This window comes from Caballeronia sp. Sq4a, from assembly GCF_023170545.1.
Lineage (GTDB): Bacteria > Pseudomonadota > Gammaproteobacteria > Burkholderiales > Burkholderiaceae > Caballeronia.
In genome coordinates, this window is sequence record NZ_CP084253.1 from 151,268 (window position 1) to 165,782 (window position 14,515).

The window sequence follows — 14,515 nt, forward strand, 5'->3', positions numbered from 1 at the left end:
GACACGCGTGAGACGTCACCATCGCGGCGGGCGCTTCTCGATGAACGCTTGCGTGCCTTCGAGCGCGGACTCGTCCATCATGTTGCAGGCCATCGTCTCGGCAGCGAGCGCGTACGCGGCTTCGATGCCTGTTTCCAGTTGCCGGTAGAAAAGCCGCTTGCCCGCCGCGACGGCTTCGCGCGGCTTGCGTGCGATGCTCGCTGCAAGCGCGCGCACGGCCTCATCGAGCCCGTTCGGCGACGCGACGCGATTCACGAGGCCACGCTCGCATGCGGTTCGCGCATCGATGAAGTCGCCGGTGACGAGCATCTCGAACGCGGCTTTGCGGGAGACGTTGCGCGAGAGCGGCACGCTCGGCGTCGCGCAGAACAGGCCCAGATTCACGCCGGATACAGCGAAGCGCGCTTCGTTCGATGCGACGGCGAGATCGCACATCGCGACCAACTGGCAGCCCGCCGCCGTCGCGATGTCATGCACTCGCGCGATGACCGGCTGCGGCATGCGCTGAATCGTCATCATCATGCGCGAGCAGCGTGCGAAAAGCGCGCGATAGTAGGCAAGCGACGGTGTCGCGCGCATTTCCTTGAGATCGTGGCCCGCGCAAAACGCGCGCCCCGCGCCCGCGATGACGACCACGCGCGCATCGGATTGCGCGATGCGATTTAGTTCGGTGGCCAATGCATCCAGCATGGACTCGGAGAGCGCATTGAACGCGGCGGGGCGGTTCATCGTGACCGACACCGCGCCTTCTACGCCGTATGCGTCATGTTCGACGTGGACCAGTGCTTCCGTATCGCTCACGGCGTGGTCTCCATCAAACGTCGATTGCCGCGACCGAGCCCGCGCGTTTGCGCAGTTCGAACTTTTGAATCTTGCCGGTGGATGTCTTCGGCAACTCGCAGAACTCGATCGCGCGCGGCACTTTGAACCCGGCAAGCAGCGTCTTGCAATGCGCAATCAGTTCTTCGGCGCTCGCCTCTGCGCCGGCCTTCAGTTCGACGAATGCGCAGGGCGTCTCGCCCCAGCGCGCATCCGGTTTGGCGACGACCGCGACGGCGAGCACGGCCGGATGCCGGTAAAGCGCGTCCTCCACTTCGATGCTCGATATGTTCTCGCCGCCCGAGATGATGATGTCCTTGCTGCGATCCTTGATGCGCACATAGCCGTCCGGATACGCGACGGCCAGATCGCCGGTATGAAACCAGCCGCCGCGGAACGCTTCTTCCGTCGCGCTCGCGTTCTTCAGATAGCCCTTCATCGTGATGTTGCCGCGAAACATGATCTCGCCGATGCTTTCGCCGTCAGCGGGAACCGGCTCCATCGTCAGCGGATCGCGTACGCTGACCGCGTCCTGCAAGTGATAGCGCACGCCTTGACGCGCATTGAGCCGCGCGCGTTCCCCGATATCCAGCGCGCTCCATTCGGCCTGTTGCGCGCAGACGGTCGCGGGTCCATAGACTTCGGTGAGGCCGTACACATGCGTCAGTTCGAAGCCGAGCCGCTCCATGCCTTCGATCATCGCGGCAGGCGGCGCGGCGCCCGCGACCATCGCGTGAACCTTGTGCGTGATGCCGGCCTTCATGTCGTCCGGCGCATTGACGAGCAGGTTCTGCACGATGGGCGCGCCGCAATAATGCGTGACGCGTTCGCTGCGGATCAGATCGAAGATCGTCTTCGCGTCGATCTTGCGCAGGCACACGTTGACGCCCGCGCGTGCTGCCACCGTCCACGGAAAGCACCATCCGTTGCAGTGGAACATCGGCAAGGTCCAGAGATACACCGCATGCTTCGGCATGTCCCATTCGAGGATATTGCTCACCGCGTTCGTATAAGCGCCGCGATGATGATAGACGACGCCCTTCGGATTGCCCGTCGTTCCCGACGTGTAGTTCAGGCAGATGGCGTTCCACTCGTCCGGTGGCGGCGACCATTGATACGCCGGATCGCCGCTCGCGAGCAGCGTCTCATAGTCGATTTCGCCGATGCGTTCGCCATCGCCGGCGTACTGCGGGTCATCGACATCGATCACGATCAGCGGCTGCGGCACGTTTGCGAGCGCCTTCTTCACGACAGCCGAGAACTCGCGATCCACGATGATCGCCTTCGCTTCGCCGTGCGTCAGCATGAAGGCAAGCGTCGCGGCATCGAGGCGCGTGTTGAGCGTGTTGAGCACCGCGCCCGTCATCGGCACGCCGAAGTGCGCTTCGACCATCTCGGGCGTGTTCGGCAGCATGGCCGCCACCGTATCGCCCACGCCGATGCCGCGCGAAGCCAACGCCGATGCGAGACGTCGCGTGCGCGCGTAGGTCTCGGCCCATGTGCGACGCACGTCGCCATGCACGACGGCGAGCCGCGTCGGATAGACGGAAGCCGCGCGTTCGATGAACGTGAGCGGCGTCAGCGCCGCATAGTTGGCGGCGGTCTTGGGAAGGCCTTCGTCATATTTGCCGGCGTTCATGATCGTCGTCCTCGTGCGGATGCGGCGGTTATCAAGCCAGATCGTCGAGCTTTACTTCGAAGCCGCGCTTCACGCCGTCACGCGCGAACAGCGCTTCGTACCAACGCTTCACGTTCGGATAATCGTCGAGCGAAACCTGATGGCGCTCGTGCCGCCACGCCCAGCCGAGTATCGCGAAGTCGGCTACAGACAGCGCGCCCGCGACGTACTCCACTTCGCCGAGCCGCTTGTCGAGCACGCCGTACAAGCGGCGCGTTTCGTCGGAATAGCGTTTGAGGCCATAGCGCCGGTCGCTTTCCGCTTCGACCATGCGAAAGTGATGCACCTGTCCCGGCATCGGGCCGAAGCCGCCCATCTGCCACATCAGCCATTCGAGCACGGGCACGCGTTCGCGCAGGCTCGCGGGCAGGAACTGGCCGGTCTTCTCGCCGAGATACAGCAGGATGGCTCCGGATTCGAACACGCTGATCGGCTGACCGTCAGGGCCTTCGGGATCGACGATGGCGGGAATGCGATTGTTCGGGCTGATGCGCAGAAACTCGGGCGCATGCTGTTCGCCCTTCGTGATGTTCACGGTTCTGACCGTATAGGGCAGTTGCATCTCTTCGAGCGCGACGCTGATCTTGCGTCCGTTCGGCGTGTTCCACGTATGCAGTTCGATAGTCATGGCGGTACGGTCCAGGGTGTGATTCGCAGTCAGGTCACTTCGTGCGCGACATAGCGCTGAAAGCCCGCGCGCGCCGACTGCTGCGCGTACCAGCGTTCGAGGTCGGGCAGCGAAGGCCGCGCGAGTTCCGCGATGCCGTACCAGCGCCGCGCATACGCCGCGACGACGAGATCGGCCAGCGTGAACGTGCCGCCTTCGAGGTAGTCGCGGCCTTTCAGATGCGCATCGAGCATGCGCCAGAGCTTTTCCACTTCCGTTGCATCGGCTTCGAGTTGCTTGACGTGACGCTTGGCTTCGGGCGTTCGAACATAGCCCCAGAAAACCGGGCGTTCTGCGGGTTGCAGCGTGGACAGCGTCCAGTCGAGCCAGCGGTCCACGCTCGCCCTGACCTTGGGATCGGCGGGATAGAGCGCATCGTCGCGGCCATATTGCATGACCAGATAGCGGATGATCGAATTCGATTCCCACAGCACGAAGTCGCCATCGACGAGCGTGGGTATGCGGCCCGTCGGGTTCATCGCCAGATAGCCGGGCTCGTGATTGCGGCCGAACTGCATGCCGGCGTCGATGCGCTCATACTCGAGACTCAACTCGTCGCAGCACCACAGCACCTTCTGAACGTTGACCGAATTCGCTCGGCCCCAGATGGTCAGCATTGGACATTGCCTCCGTCGAAGTATTCGTTATCGACAAGCATAGCGTCTAACGATGACGCGCTGTGCTTTGCCGCTTTGCAGCATGACATGCCAGAGTCCTGTCTATCGTAACTACTGATTCAGCGCGTATTGAGCGAATGCTACTGTTGTGCGCACATCCTTAACAGCTGCAACGTTGCGGGATGGCGTCGGTCCATAACGATTAAAGCGCAGTTCCTGCATGGCCAGAGAGAGCGCGTTCGAGCGCCGGCTCTGGACGACAAGGAGACGAGACATGTCCAGGTGCAAGACGTGGCGACTGCATGGTTTCATGGCGACCGGCGCCATGATGACGGGCCTGGGCTTGATCGCCACGGCTCATGCGGCGGGGGAGCCGTTGAAGATTGGCGTGATCAGCGAGGAATCGTCGGTGGCGGGCGCGTCCATCAGCAAGTCCGCGCAGATGGCCGCCGACGAGATCAACGCGCACGGCGGCGTGGATGGCCGCAAGATCGAGATCGTCGCCTATGACGATCACTCCTCCGCATCGGACGGCGTGCGCGCGTTCCAGCGCGCGGCGAATCAGGACAAGGTGGTGGCGATCATCGGCAGCTATATCAGCGAAGTCGCGCTCGCGATGGAACCTTGGTCCGCGCGCCTCAAGATGCCGTTCATCACGCCGGGCGCGGCGAGCAACGACATATCGAAGCACGTCCACGACGACTACGAGCACTACAAGTACACGTTCCACGGCTGGATGACCTCCGCGTTCATCGCGCAGTCCATCTGCGACTTCTCGCACGATATCCTCGTCGGCCAGTTCAAGATGAAGACGACTGTCGTGATGAGCGAGGACGCCGCGTGGACCAAGCCGCTCGACGAACGCTATCTGGAGTGTCTGCCGAAGGCGGGGCTTCAGGTGCTGGACCACATCCGCTTCAATCCGGATACGTCGGACTTCACGCCGATCTTCAACCAGATCGAGGCGAAGCATCCGGATACGATCACGACCGGCATCAGCCACGTCGGCGTGCAGCCCACCGTGCAATGGCACGACCAGCAAGTGCCCATTCCGATGACGGGCCAGAGCTCACAAGCCACCACGACGAGCTTCTGGAAGGACACCAATGGCGCGACCGAAGGCGTGATCACCGCATCGGCGGCCGCGCCGGGCGTCGCCGTGACGCCGAAGACGGTGCCGTTCGTCGATGCGTATCAGAAGAAGTTCGGCGTGTCGCCCGCGTATGACGGCTTCACGAGCTACGACCTCGTGTACATCCTCGCGGATGCGATCCATCGCAATCAGGGTTCGACCGATCCGGACAAGATGGTCGATGCGCTCGAAAAGACGGACTACGTGGGCACCATCGGGCGCTGGCAGTTCTACGGCAAGAACGATCAGTTCACGCATGCGCTGAAGTACGGCCCGGGCTATATCACCGGCATCAACCTGCAATGGCAGGACGGCAAGCAAGTGGCGATCTGGCCGGCGTCCATCGCCAACGCGAAGGTCAAGTTCCCGGCTTTCGTCAAGGTGCAGCAGGCGGCGAAGTAGGGCATTGCCGGATGCATGGGCGCGCGGGCGCTTCGCATGAGACGAACGCCCGCATCGATACGCGTGTTCACATCGAAGGCCGGATATGCTGCCACTGCAGATTCTGATCGACGGTTTCGCCATCAGCTCGCTCTATGCGCTCGGCGCGATAGGCTTCACGCTTATCTTCGGCGTGTCCGGCGTGCTCAATCTCGCGCATGGCGGCGTGATGCTCGTCGCCGCGCTGCTCGGCTGGATGTTCGCGGGCGAGGCGGGCCTGGGCACCTATCTCGGCACGCTGCTCGGCGTCGCATGCGGCATGGTCGCCGCCTACATCACCTATCTGATGGTGGTGCGGCCCATTCAGCGCTCCGCCGCCATACCGCGCGAGGAGAAGGAAATCTTCGTGCTCACCGGCACGCTGCTCTGGGGCATCATGATCCAGCAGGGCATGGCGTATCTGTTCACCGATAACCCCATCACCATGCGTCCGCTGATCGGCGGCGTGCTGAGCATCGCGGGCGTGCGGGTTCCCTACAACGAGATCATGATCGCCGTGGTGTGCTGGGTCGTGATCGGTCTACTGTGGCTCTTCGTCAATCGTACGCGGGCGGGCAAGGCGCTGCTCGCCGCGTCGATGAACCCGCGCGGCCTCACGCTGCTCGGCTTCGAACTGTCGCGCATCTATCTGCTCGCGTGGACCATCTACGGCGTGCTGGCGGGCATCGCGGGCGTGCTGCTGGCATCGTTTCTCGGCGTGAGCACGAACAACACGGGGCAACTCACGGCGAGCGCGTTTTCCATCGTGGTGCTGGGCGGGCTCGGCAGCGTGTCGGGGTCGCTCATGGCGGCGTATGTCGTCGGCTATCTGGAGACGGTCACGGCTTATCTGATCGCGCCGACGCTGCGGCCCTTGCCCGCGTTGCTGCTGCTGGTGCTGGTGGTCTATGTGCGGCCGCAAGGCTTCCTCGGGCGGCGTTGACCGGAGCCACGCACATGAACAACGTCAATCGCTTGTTCCGTTCGCGCGTGCTGTGGGCCGCGGTGCTGCTCGCCGTCATCGCGACGACTTTGCCGTGGTGGCTGTCCGGCTACATTCTCGGCGTGCTGACGGTGGCCTACTACTTCGGCGTCTTCGCGATGTCGTGGGATCTGCTGTTCGGCTTCGCAGGCGAGGTCAACTTCGGACCGACGTTCCTGATCGGCCTCGGCGCGTATTCCGCCGCGATGCTCAACGCGCACTTCAGCGCGCCGATTCCCGTATGCGTGATCGCGGGCGGCGTAGTGGCGCTGATCGGCGGGCTGCTGCTCGCGGTGCCTGCGCTGCGCCTGCGCGGTCCTTATTTCGGGCTCGTCACGCTGGTGGCCGTGTTGCTGTTGCAGAACGCCATCGTCATTTTCGCGGGTCTCACGGGCGGCGAGATCGGCATGATGGTGCCCGATGTGATGTCCGTCGATGCGAACCATAACTACTGGATCGCGCTCGCGTTCCTCATCGTGTGCGCGATTCTTTTGTTCGGCTTGTCGCGTTCGGCCATCGGCTTGATCTTGCAAGCGAGCGGACAGGACACCGTCGGCGCGCAGGCGCTCGGCTTCAACGTGACGAAGCACAAGCTCGCGGCCTTCTGCATCAGCGCGGTGTTCTCGGGCGTCGCGGGCGCGATGCTCGTGTTCTATCAGGGCACGGCATCCGTGAGCACCGTGGTCGATCTCGGCGTGGGCGTGCAGATCATCATCGCGGCCGTGCTGGGCGGGCGGCGCACGATACTCGGCGCGGTGCTGGGCTCCATCTTCCTGATCGTGGCGGGCGAGTTCCTGCGTCCGCTCGGGCAGATCAACACGTTCGTGGTCGCGGCCGTGGCGCTCGCGGTCATCCTGTTCTTTCCGGACGGACTGCTCGGCAACCTGCTGCGCGTGAGGGAGCGCGAATGAACGACACGCCTTTGCTTTCCGTGCGCGGACTCACCAAGCGCTTCGGCGGACTGGTGGCGGTGAAGGACATCGGCTTCGACATCCGTCCCGGCGAGATACTCGGGCTGATCGGGCCGAACGGCTCCGGCAAGTCGACCGTGATGAAGCTCATCATGGGCATCGAGCGTCCCAATGCGGGATCGGTGAAAGTCGGCGGCGTCGAGATGGCCGGGTGGCTGCCGCATCGCATCGCAAGGGCGGGCGTCGGTATCGTGTTTCAGCATTCGCGGCCGCTGCATCGCCAGACGGTGCTGGAGCACATCAAGCTCGCGCTCTTGCCGGATTCGCTGCTCAAGCTCGCCGCCGATCCGCACGTCAACACGCGCGCGCGCGAGATTGCCGAGCGCGTCGGCCTCGGCGCGGTGATGCATCGTCATCCCGCGACGCTGCCGTTCGCCGATCTGCGCCGCATGGAAATGGCGAAGGCGATTGCGCGCGATCCGAAGGTCGTGCTCGTCGATGAGCCTTTCGCCGGTCTCACGCAAGCGGAATCGCAGGCGTTTTCCGAGCTGATTCGCGGTTTTCGCGCGGAAGGGCGCGCGGTGCTGCTCGTCGATCACAACGTGAAGAGTCTCGCGGCGCTCGCGGATCGCGTGCTCGCCATGTATCTGGGCGAGTACGTCGCGGAAGGCTCGGCCGCCGACGTGATGCGCAACGAGACCGTGCGGCGCGTCTACCTCGGCGGCAAGATCGAAGCGCGCGAACGGACGGCGGAAGTATCGAGCACAAAGGCGCCGATTCTCGAAGTAGAGGACGTGGGCGTGCTGTACGGCAAGGCGCGCGCGCTCGACGGCGTGAGTCTTCATGTGCGCGAAGGCGAGTTCGTGTCGGTGGTCGGCCTCAACGGCGCGGGCAAGACGACGCTTTTCAATGCGATCTGCGGGCTCGTGCCGTCGAGCGGGACTATCCGCTTCGGCGGACAGCCGCTCAAGGGCATGAGCGGCGCGGCGATCGCGCGGGCGGGCATCGTGCAATGTCCGGAAACGCGCGAGCTTTTCGGCGACATGACCGTGCGCGAGAACCTCGATCTCGGCGGCTATCATCTGGCCAACACAGCGCGCGACGAGCAACTCGCGTGGCTCTTCGAGCTCTTTCCGATTCTCGAATCGCGACAAGGGCAAACGGCGCGCACGCTGTCGGGCGGCGAGCAGCAGATGCTCGCCATCGCACGCGCGCTGATGATGCAGCCGAAGCTCCTGATTCTCGACGAGCCGACGCTCGGTCTCGCGCCCGTGATTCTGGAGCAGCTATCGAAGGCGCTCGACAAGCTGCAAAAGACCACGCCCATTACCGTGCTGCTCGGCGAGCAGAACGTGACCTTCGCGCTGCCGCACGCGGACCGCGTGTATGTGCTGGAACATGCGCGCATCGTATGGGAGGGCAGTCCCGAGCGCTTCGAGCAGGAGATGGGCGAAGGCTTCCTCGACGCTCCGCCGTCGGGCACGACGCAAGCCGTGCGAGCCTGAGTCTCGTGCGAAAAGCGTTGCGCAAAACACCACATATAGAGCTTCTGTTTGCATTGATGCGTGCACTGCGATATCTGGTGTGATAAAAGTCCGCGTGCTTTTTTCGAAGCGCGCGCTGGCTATGCGCCGAAAACGAGCGCATCACATCGATAGAAATACACGCAGAAGACACTCATGAAGACGATCACCTCGCGCGCGGCAAGCGGGTTCGCCGCATCGGCCATTGCATTGGCCTGCCAGTCCGCTTTCGCGCAAAGCTCGGTCACGCTGTATGGCGTCGCCGACGTCAGCGTGCGCTATCTCACGAACGCCAACGCCAACAACGACGGCAAGGTGTTCATGACCAACGGCGCGGTCACCAACAGCCGCTTCGGCCTCAAAGGCACCGAAGAACTGGGCGGCGGCCTGAAGGCGGTGTTCCGGCTGGAAAGCGGCGTGGAACTGCAAAACGGCCAGTACTCGGACAGCCAGCGCCAATTCAACCGCGCGGCCTACGTGGGCCTCGCGAACCAGTACGGCGCGGTGACGCTCGGCCGCCAGAAGACGCCGCTCTTCGACATGCTCGGCGATGTCTACGACCCGCTCACCGTCGGCAACTACTTCGAGAACGCATGGCTGCCGGTGGCGCTCGGCGCGGGCCTCTATGCGGACAACGCGGTCAAGTACACCGGCACGTTCGGCGGCCTCACGCTCGGCGCGATGTACTCGTTCGGCACCAACTCCACGGCGACGGGCGCGGGCGGCTTCTCCGGCCAGGTGCCGGGCCATCTGGGCGCGGGCAACATGTACGGCTTCACCGCGTCGTACACGGTCGGGCCGCTTTCCATCGACGGCGGCTATCAGCAGAACAGCGACAACGCCAGCAACAAGCAGAAGATCTGGAACGCCAACGTGGTCTATGCCATCGGGCCGGCAAAAGTGTACGTCGGCTATCTGCATTCGACCGATGACACGGGCTTCGTGGACAGCGTGCTCGCGCAGCGCAATCTGGTCGCGGGCGTCGATATTCTCAAGGGCTCCGGCCGCCGCGACGACGGCCCGTTCGGCGGCGTGACGTGGCAAGTGACGCCCGCGCTCTTGCTCACCGGCGCGTTCTACTACGACCACATGAAGAACGCGGCCATCGGCGGCGGCGCGACGGGCAGCGGCAATCGCTACACGGGCGTCGCGCTCGCGGAGTACGCGCTTTCCAAGCGCACGGAAGTGTATGGCACCGTCGACTTCAACAAGGTCACGGGCGCGGGCGTGGTCGAACTGCCGGGCCGGTCGAACCAGACGGGCGTATCGGTCGGACTGCGCAACCTGTTCTGACGCGCCGGGCGCGGGTGCGGATTTTGCGTCTCCGGCATCAAAAACCGGAGACGACCATGCCCGATACGGCACATCATGACCCTTGCAGGCTCGGTGTCGCGTTCATCGACGCGCAACTGATGACGCTCTACACGCACGCCGGCCTGCTCGTGGACTGGATCGATCACGGCGAGCGCGCGCCGGACCTGAGCGCGGTCGCGCGGCTGCTCGCGCATCGCCATGCGCGGCCGGAAGCGCACACGCACAGCGAAGACGGCATGCCGATGAAGCATGAGCCGTCCGACGACGTTCCCGCGTGGCCGACATTCGACGACGCGCGTGAGCGCATGGCGTTCGCGCTGCACGTGCCCTGCACGAACGCGATTCTCGCGGTGGCGGATTTCTTCGATGTGCACCGGCTGTCGAATTCGCGTACGCCCGAAGTGCAGTTCCTCATGCGTCTGCGCGATGCGGCGGTGAACGGGGACCGCTTTCATATCGCCGAGAACGAGTACATGCCGCATGCGGCGTACGGCGGCCTCGTCATCGACAAGACACTGGACGGCAAGCCTCTGATGGGCGAAGGCGCGCAAGAAGGCTTTATCGCGTTCGGCGACGTGGTCGGACTGCTTCGCTATTTGCGCAAGCTCCTGACGAGCATGCAGTCGGTGATTAGCTCGGGGGATGCGGGCTAGAAACGAAAGCGGCCGCTGACCCTACGTGATCAGCGGCCGCCTCGCTAAGTACTTGATCGACTCCGGCTTACTCCGCCGATTTCTTGTGATGTTTGTGATGCTTATGCGTCTTGCTGTAAGCGGGGCGCTTCTGGTTGGCCGGATATTCGGCCGCAGCGAACGACAGCGTAGGCGCAGCGAACGCCGCGAGCACGAACAGAACGAGAGTCTTTTTAACGGCAGTTTTCATCGGAAGCTCGCAGAAAAAAGTGGTGGACGGCGGAGCGGCGAACGGTCGTTTGCCGGCATCGCACGTCACAGGTCACATGGAGAACTACGGAACTGCGCTCGGCAGTGTACCTGCGCAAAAAGACAGCGTGCCATGTCCATGTGACGCTGTTGCGAATTTGCCCGTGCCCGGCCGTTCGTGCTTCGCCGCGCTTGTCTGGAAGCGCGCTTCATGCGTTGGGGCCGTCGGGCAACTTGCGCTGCCACGCGACGACGATCGCGCTGCCGACGATCAACACGATGCCCGCGAGCGACAGCGGCGCGATGACTTCTCCCCACACCGCATAGCCGAACAACGCGGCCCACACGATGCTCGTGTAGTTGAACGGCGCCAGCGCGCCGGCATCCGCGCGGCGATACGCGACCGTGCACAGCAGTTGCCCCGCGGTGGCGAACACGCCGATGAGCGCCATGACGCCGAGCGCGTGCAGCGTCGGCGTCTTCCACTTGAACGCGAGCGTGCAGCCGGTCACGACCGTGCCGACCGCCGAGAAGAAAAAGACCGTGGTGCGTGAATCGTCCGTGGCGCGAATCCGCTTGATCTGAATGAGCGACAGCGCGCCGAACAACGCACAGCACAGCAGCAACAGCGGCCCGAGCCAGTGCGATTCGCCGCCGCCGGGACGCACCACGAGCAGCACGCCGGCGAAGCCCGCGAAGGCGGCGCACGCGCCGCGCGCCGTCATCCTTTCGCGCAGCAGGAAAGGCGCGAGCACGACCACGATCAACGTCTCCGAATAAGCAATGGCGACCGCTTCGCCGAGCGGCATGTACGGCAGCCCCGCGAAGAAGAATGCCGACGCGCCGAGCAACGTCAGCGCGCGCACGGTCTGGCCTTTGAGGTCGAGCGTCCGGATGCGTTCGCCGAGAGACCGCGTGCCGGTGCAGCACATCGCTAACGCGGGCATGAGGCCGAACAGCATGCGGAAGAACGTCACTTCGTTGGCGGGATACTGTAGCGCGACGATCTTCGCGAGCGCATCGACGATGGCGAAGCAGAACATCGACGCAAGAATGCAGCCGATGCTCGCGAGCGGTAAGTGGCCGCTGCGCGCGGCGAGGGAAGTGGTCATGTCGGTTCGACGTCTTGGGGCTTGCGCTTGCTGCGCGACCTGCGCGGCTTCGGCTCCACGCCGATGCGCGGATCGCGCGCGAGAACGAGTGCCGTCAGGTGTTCCGCCACCGTCTCGAAGTCCGGATGTTCCTGCGCCACGTAGAGCCATTTGCCGAGCACCGGATGCGGCTTCAGCGCGGGGATGGCATCGACGAGCGCGGCGTGCCGTTCCTGCGACGTGCACACGAGCAGGCCGTTCCACGGCTTCTCGCGGTCCGCCGCGACGAGACACAGCATGCCGTCGAGATAAGCGGCGTCGCATCCGAACATGCGTTTGCGGATGAACGTGGCGTCGCGCTCGAACGGTTCGAAAATCCAGACGAGCGAATTGCGAATCGAAGAAGGCATGGGCGAGACGGTCCTGTGGCCGCAAGATTCTCGCACGGCTTCCCCGGTTTTTCGACGACGCGGCTATGCCTATGCCTACGGCCGCGCGGCCACTTCGTCCAGATGCGCGAGCAAATCCGCCGGGTCTTCGTAGACGCGCAATGCGCCCGCGCGTTCGAGCTCGTCGCTGCCATAACCGCCCGACAGCAGACCGACGCCGAGCGACCGGCAACGGCGCGCGGCGAGCATGTCCCAGATGCTGTCGCCGACGACGACCGTATGTTCGATCGGCACGTTCAGCCGCTCCGCTGCCGCAAGGAACAGATCGGGATCGGGCTTCGCGTACTTCACGTCGTCGCGCGTGACGACGACCTGCTTCGACGCATCCACGCCGAGCGCCTCCAGATTCACCGCCGCGGTCTCCATGCGGCCGCTCGTCGCGATGGCCCAGCGCGTGCCGGCTTCGGTCAGCGCGGCGAGCAGTTCGCGCGCGCCCGGCAGCGGGCAGACCTGCGCGCGCAGCCGCTGATACGCCTCGGCATGCAGCCGCCGCAGATGGTCCACCCGTTCCGCGCTGATTTCGCCGTGCGTTTCGCGCAGCAACTGGTTGGTGAAGAGCCCGCCGCTCATGCCGATCTTGCGATGGATGCGCCACACCGACAGGTCGATGCCTTCCGCATCCAGCGCTTCCTTCCACGCCAGCACGTGCTGATACACGCTGTCGACGAGCGTGCCGTCGAGGTCGAAGAGAAACGACGTTTCGATTCGCATGGTGTTCTCCCTGGATGAAGCACCATCATACGCACCGATCGCGGCTCGCGTTCGCGCGCATCGTCATCAATGCGATAATCGAACTTCGCAACGAAAGACCGCAATCGCGCGCGAAATCCGCATCGCGCGCGCATATCACGCTTAGACAACGCATGACGGAGCCTACATTGAGCCGCATCGACAATCCCGCCCGCGACCAGGAAGCCGGCGTGGCCGACTCCACGCAAGACACCACCCGCATCGACGACACGCGCATCGGCGCGGTGCGTCCGCTGATCTCGCCCGCGCTCCTGCTCGACGAACTGCCGGTCACGCCCGCCGTGCAGACGCTCGTCGAGGCGAGCCGCGCCGCGATTGCCGACATCCTGCACGGCCGCGATGACCGCCTCGTGGTCGTGGTCGGCCCGTGCTCGATTCACGATCACGGCCAGGCGATGGACTACGCGCGGCGTCTCAAGACCGTCGCCGAGCGCCTCTCCGACGACCTCTGCATCGTCATGCGCGTGTACTTCGAGAAGCCGCGCACGACGGTCGGCTGGAAAGGCTATATCAACGATCCGCGTCTGGATGGCAGCTTTCGCATCAACGAAGGGCTGCGCCGGGCGCGCGAACTTCTGCTCGAAGTGAGCGGCCTCGGCCTGCCCACGGCGACCGAGTTCCTCGACCTGCTGAGTCCGCAATACATCGCGGATCTGATCGCGTGGGGCGCGATCGGCGCGCGCACGACGGAAAGCCAGAGCCATCGGCAGCTTGCGTCGGGTCTGTCGTGTCCGATCGGCTTCAAGAACGGCACCGACGGCGGCGTGCAAGTCGCGGCGGATGCCATCGTCGCGGCGCGGGCCAGCCATGCGTTCATGGGCATGACGAAGATGGGCATGGCCGCTATCTTCGAAACGCGCGGCAACGACGACTGCCATGTGATTCTGCGCGGCGGCAAGAAAGGCCCGAATTACGATGCCGAGAGCGTGGCCGCGAGTTGCGCCGCGCTCGCCGCGCTCGGCCAGCGGGAACAGGTGATGATCGACTGCTCGCATGCGAACTCGAACAAGTCGCACCTGCGTCAGGTGGATGTCGCGCAGGACATCGCGCGTCAACTGTCGGCGGGCGAGAAGCGCATCACGGGCGTGATGATCGAGAGCCATCTGGAAGAAGGGCGGCAAGACCTGAAGCCCGGCGTGCCGCTCAAGCACGGCGTCTCGATCACGGATGCCTGTCTCGGCTGGACGCAGACCGAGCCCGTGCTCGAACTGCTCGCCACCGCCGTGCGCGCCCGCCGCGCGCGCTAGACACGGCACGCAAAGGACATGGGCGCACCGGCGC

The 14,515-nt window shown here is 64.4% G+C and carries 15 protein-coding genes; 7 read left to right on the forward strand and 8 right to left on the reverse strand.

Translation table 11 applies throughout. From position 1 onward, the window contains the following. Nucleotides 1-15: 15 nt before the first annotated feature. The 4 genes from LDZ24_RS25225 to LDZ24_RS25240 are packed head-to-tail and all read right to left on the reverse strand — an operon-like array spanning nucleotide 16 to nucleotide 3,781. Nucleotides 16-801: an enoyl-CoA hydratase gene (locus LDZ24_RS25225; RefSeq protein WP_248324616.1), complete on the reverse strand. Its 786-nt coding sequence runs from the start codon at nucleotides 799-801 to the stop codon at nucleotides 16-18. A gap of 13 nt (nucleotides 802-814) precedes the next feature. Continuing rightward, on the reverse strand, nucleotides 815-2,458 hold the full coding sequence (locus LDZ24_RS25230; protein WP_248324617.1) for an acyl-CoA synthetase: 1,644 nt from the start codon (nucleotides 2,456-2,458) through the stop codon (nucleotides 815-817). 31 nt (nucleotides 2,459-2,489) lie between these two features. Beyond that, the gene (locus LDZ24_RS25235; protein WP_248324618.1) at nucleotides 2,490-3,125 is read right to left on the reverse strand and encodes a glutathione S-transferase family protein; all 636 of its coding nucleotides are present in this window, start codon (nucleotides 3,123-3,125) and stop codon (nucleotides 2,490-2,492) included. A gap of 29 nt (nucleotides 3,126-3,154) precedes the next feature. Continuing rightward, nucleotides 3,155-3,781, reverse strand: coding sequence for a glutathione S-transferase family protein (locus LDZ24_RS25240; RefSeq protein ID WP_248324619.1), 627 nt, complete (start codon nucleotides 3,779-3,781; stop codon nucleotides 3,155-3,157). Between the two features lie 274 nt (nucleotides 3,782-4,055). Between LDZ24_RS25240 and LDZ24_RS25245 the strand changes: the two genes are divergently transcribed. The 6 genes from LDZ24_RS25245 (at nucleotide 4,056) to LDZ24_RS25270 (ending at nucleotide 10,716) form a co-directional block, all read left to right on the forward strand. Further along, nucleotides 4,056-5,315, forward strand: a complete 1,260-nt coding sequence (locus tag LDZ24_RS25245; protein WP_248324620.1) for an ABC transporter substrate-binding protein — start codon at nucleotides 4,056-4,058, stop codon at nucleotides 5,313-5,315. Between the two features lie 85 nt (nucleotides 5,316-5,400). Next, nucleotides 5,401-6,276, forward strand: a complete 876-nt coding sequence (locus LDZ24_RS25250; RefSeq protein ID WP_248324621.1) for a branched-chain amino acid ABC transporter permease — start codon at nucleotides 5,401-5,403, stop codon at nucleotides 6,274-6,276. 14 nt (nucleotides 6,277-6,290) lie between these two features. Next, nucleotides 6,291-7,226 carry a branched-chain amino acid ABC transporter permease gene (locus LDZ24_RS25255; RefSeq protein ID WP_248324622.1) on the forward strand — a complete coding sequence of 312 codons (936 nt, stop codon included), beginning with the start codon at nucleotides 6,291-6,293 and terminating at the stop codon, nucleotides 7,224-7,226. Further along, complete coding sequence (locus LDZ24_RS25260; protein WP_248324623.1) at nucleotides 7,223-8,731, forward strand: ATP-binding cassette domain-containing protein; 1,509 nt, start codon at nucleotides 7,223-7,225, stop codon at nucleotides 8,729-8,731. Before LDZ24_RS25255 ends, LDZ24_RS25260 begins: the two co-directional genes overlap by 4 nt. Nucleotides 8,732-8,905: 174 nt before the next feature. Continuing rightward, nucleotides 8,906-10,042, forward strand: coding sequence for a porin (locus tag LDZ24_RS25265; RefSeq protein WP_248324624.1), 1,137 nt, complete (start codon nucleotides 8,906-8,908; stop codon nucleotides 10,040-10,042). Nucleotides 10,043-10,098: 56 nt separating this feature from the next. Continuing rightward, nucleotides 10,099-10,716, forward strand: coding sequence for a hypothetical protein (locus LDZ24_RS25270; protein ID WP_248324625.1), 618 nt, complete (start codon nucleotides 10,099-10,101; stop codon nucleotides 10,714-10,716). A gap of 67 nt (nucleotides 10,717-10,783) precedes the next feature. Here the strand turns inward: LDZ24_RS25270 and LDZ24_RS25275 are convergent, their stop codons facing one another. The 4 genes from LDZ24_RS25275 to LDZ24_RS25290 all read right to left on the reverse strand — a co-directional run bounded on the left by LDZ24_RS25275 (nucleotide 10,784) and on the right by LDZ24_RS25290 (nucleotide 13,195). Further along, nucleotides 10,784-10,945 carry a hypothetical protein gene (locus LDZ24_RS25275; protein ID WP_175945321.1) on the reverse strand — a complete coding sequence of 54 codons (162 nt, stop codon included), beginning with the start codon at nucleotides 10,943-10,945 and terminating at the stop codon, nucleotides 10,784-10,786. Between the two features lie 208 nt (nucleotides 10,946-11,153). Then, entirely contained in the window at nucleotides 11,154-12,056 is a 903-nt protein-coding gene (locus LDZ24_RS25280; RefSeq protein WP_248324626.1) for a DMT family transporter, read from the reverse strand. Further along, nucleotides 12,053-12,445 carry a hypothetical protein gene (locus LDZ24_RS25285; protein WP_248324627.1) on the reverse strand — a complete coding sequence of 131 codons (393 nt, stop codon included), beginning with the start codon at nucleotides 12,443-12,445 and terminating at the stop codon, nucleotides 12,053-12,055. Before LDZ24_RS25285 ends, LDZ24_RS25280 begins: the two co-directional genes overlap by 4 nt. A 75-nt stretch (nucleotides 12,446-12,520) precedes the next feature. Further along, the gene (locus tag LDZ24_RS25290; protein WP_248324628.1) at nucleotides 12,521-13,195 is read right to left on the reverse strand and encodes an HAD family hydrolase; all 675 of its coding nucleotides are present in this window, start codon (nucleotides 13,193-13,195) and stop codon (nucleotides 12,521-12,523) included. Nucleotides 13,196-13,362: 167 nt separating this feature from the next. Between LDZ24_RS25290 and LDZ24_RS25295 the strand changes: the two genes are divergently transcribed. Further along, nucleotides 13,363-14,481 carry a 3-deoxy-7-phosphoheptulonate synthase gene (locus tag LDZ24_RS25295; protein WP_248324629.1) on the forward strand — a complete coding sequence of 373 codons (1,119 nt, stop codon included), beginning with the start codon at nucleotides 13,363-13,365 and terminating at the stop codon, nucleotides 14,479-14,481. Nucleotides 14,482-14,515: the final 34 nt, after the last annotated feature.

Coding starts and splice junctions, on each gene's coding strand:
- LDZ24_RS25275 (WP_175945321.1), bottom strand. CDS start 10,945: ATGAAAACTGCCGTTAAAAAGACTCTCGTTCTGTTCGTGCTCGCGGCG.
- LDZ24_RS25270 (WP_248324625.1), top strand. CDS start 10,099: ATGCCCGATACGGCACATCATGACCCTTGCAGGCTCGGTGTCGCGTTC.
- LDZ24_RS25290 (WP_248324628.1), bottom strand. CDS start 13,195: ATGCGAATCGAAACGTCGTTTCTCTTCGACCTCGACGGCACGCTCGTC.
- LDZ24_RS25230 (WP_248324617.1), bottom strand. CDS start 2,458: ATGAACGCCGGCAAATATGACGAAGGCCTTCCCAAGACCGCCGCCAAC.
- LDZ24_RS25280 (WP_248324626.1), bottom strand. CDS start 12,056: ATGACCACTTCCCTCGCCGCGCGCAGCGGCCACTTACCGCTCGCGAGC.
- LDZ24_RS25250 (WP_248324621.1), top strand. CDS start 5,401: ATGCTGCCACTGCAGATTCTGATCGACGGTTTCGCCATCAGCTCGCTC.
- LDZ24_RS25255 (WP_248324622.1), top strand. CDS start 6,291: ATGAACAACGTCAATCGCTTGTTCCGTTCGCGCGTGCTGTGGGCCGCG.
- LDZ24_RS25240 (WP_248324619.1), bottom strand. CDS start 3,781: ATGCTGACCATCTGGGGCCGAGCGAATTCGGTCAACGTTCAGAAGGTG.
- LDZ24_RS25260 (WP_248324623.1), top strand. CDS start 7,223: ATGAACGACACGCCTTTGCTTTCCGTGCGCGGACTCACCAAGCGCTTC.
- LDZ24_RS25265 (WP_248324624.1), top strand. CDS start 8,906: ATGAAGACGATCACCTCGCGCGCGGCAAGCGGGTTCGCCGCATCGGCC.
- LDZ24_RS25285 (WP_248324627.1), bottom strand. CDS start 12,445: ATGCCTTCTTCGATTCGCAATTCGCTCGTCTGGATTTTCGAACCGTTC.
- LDZ24_RS25235 (WP_248324618.1), bottom strand. CDS start 3,125: ATGACTATCGAACTGCATACGTGGAACACGCCGAACGGACGCAAGATC.
- LDZ24_RS25245 (WP_248324620.1), top strand. CDS start 4,056: ATGTCCAGGTGCAAGACGTGGCGACTGCATGGTTTCATGGCGACCGGC.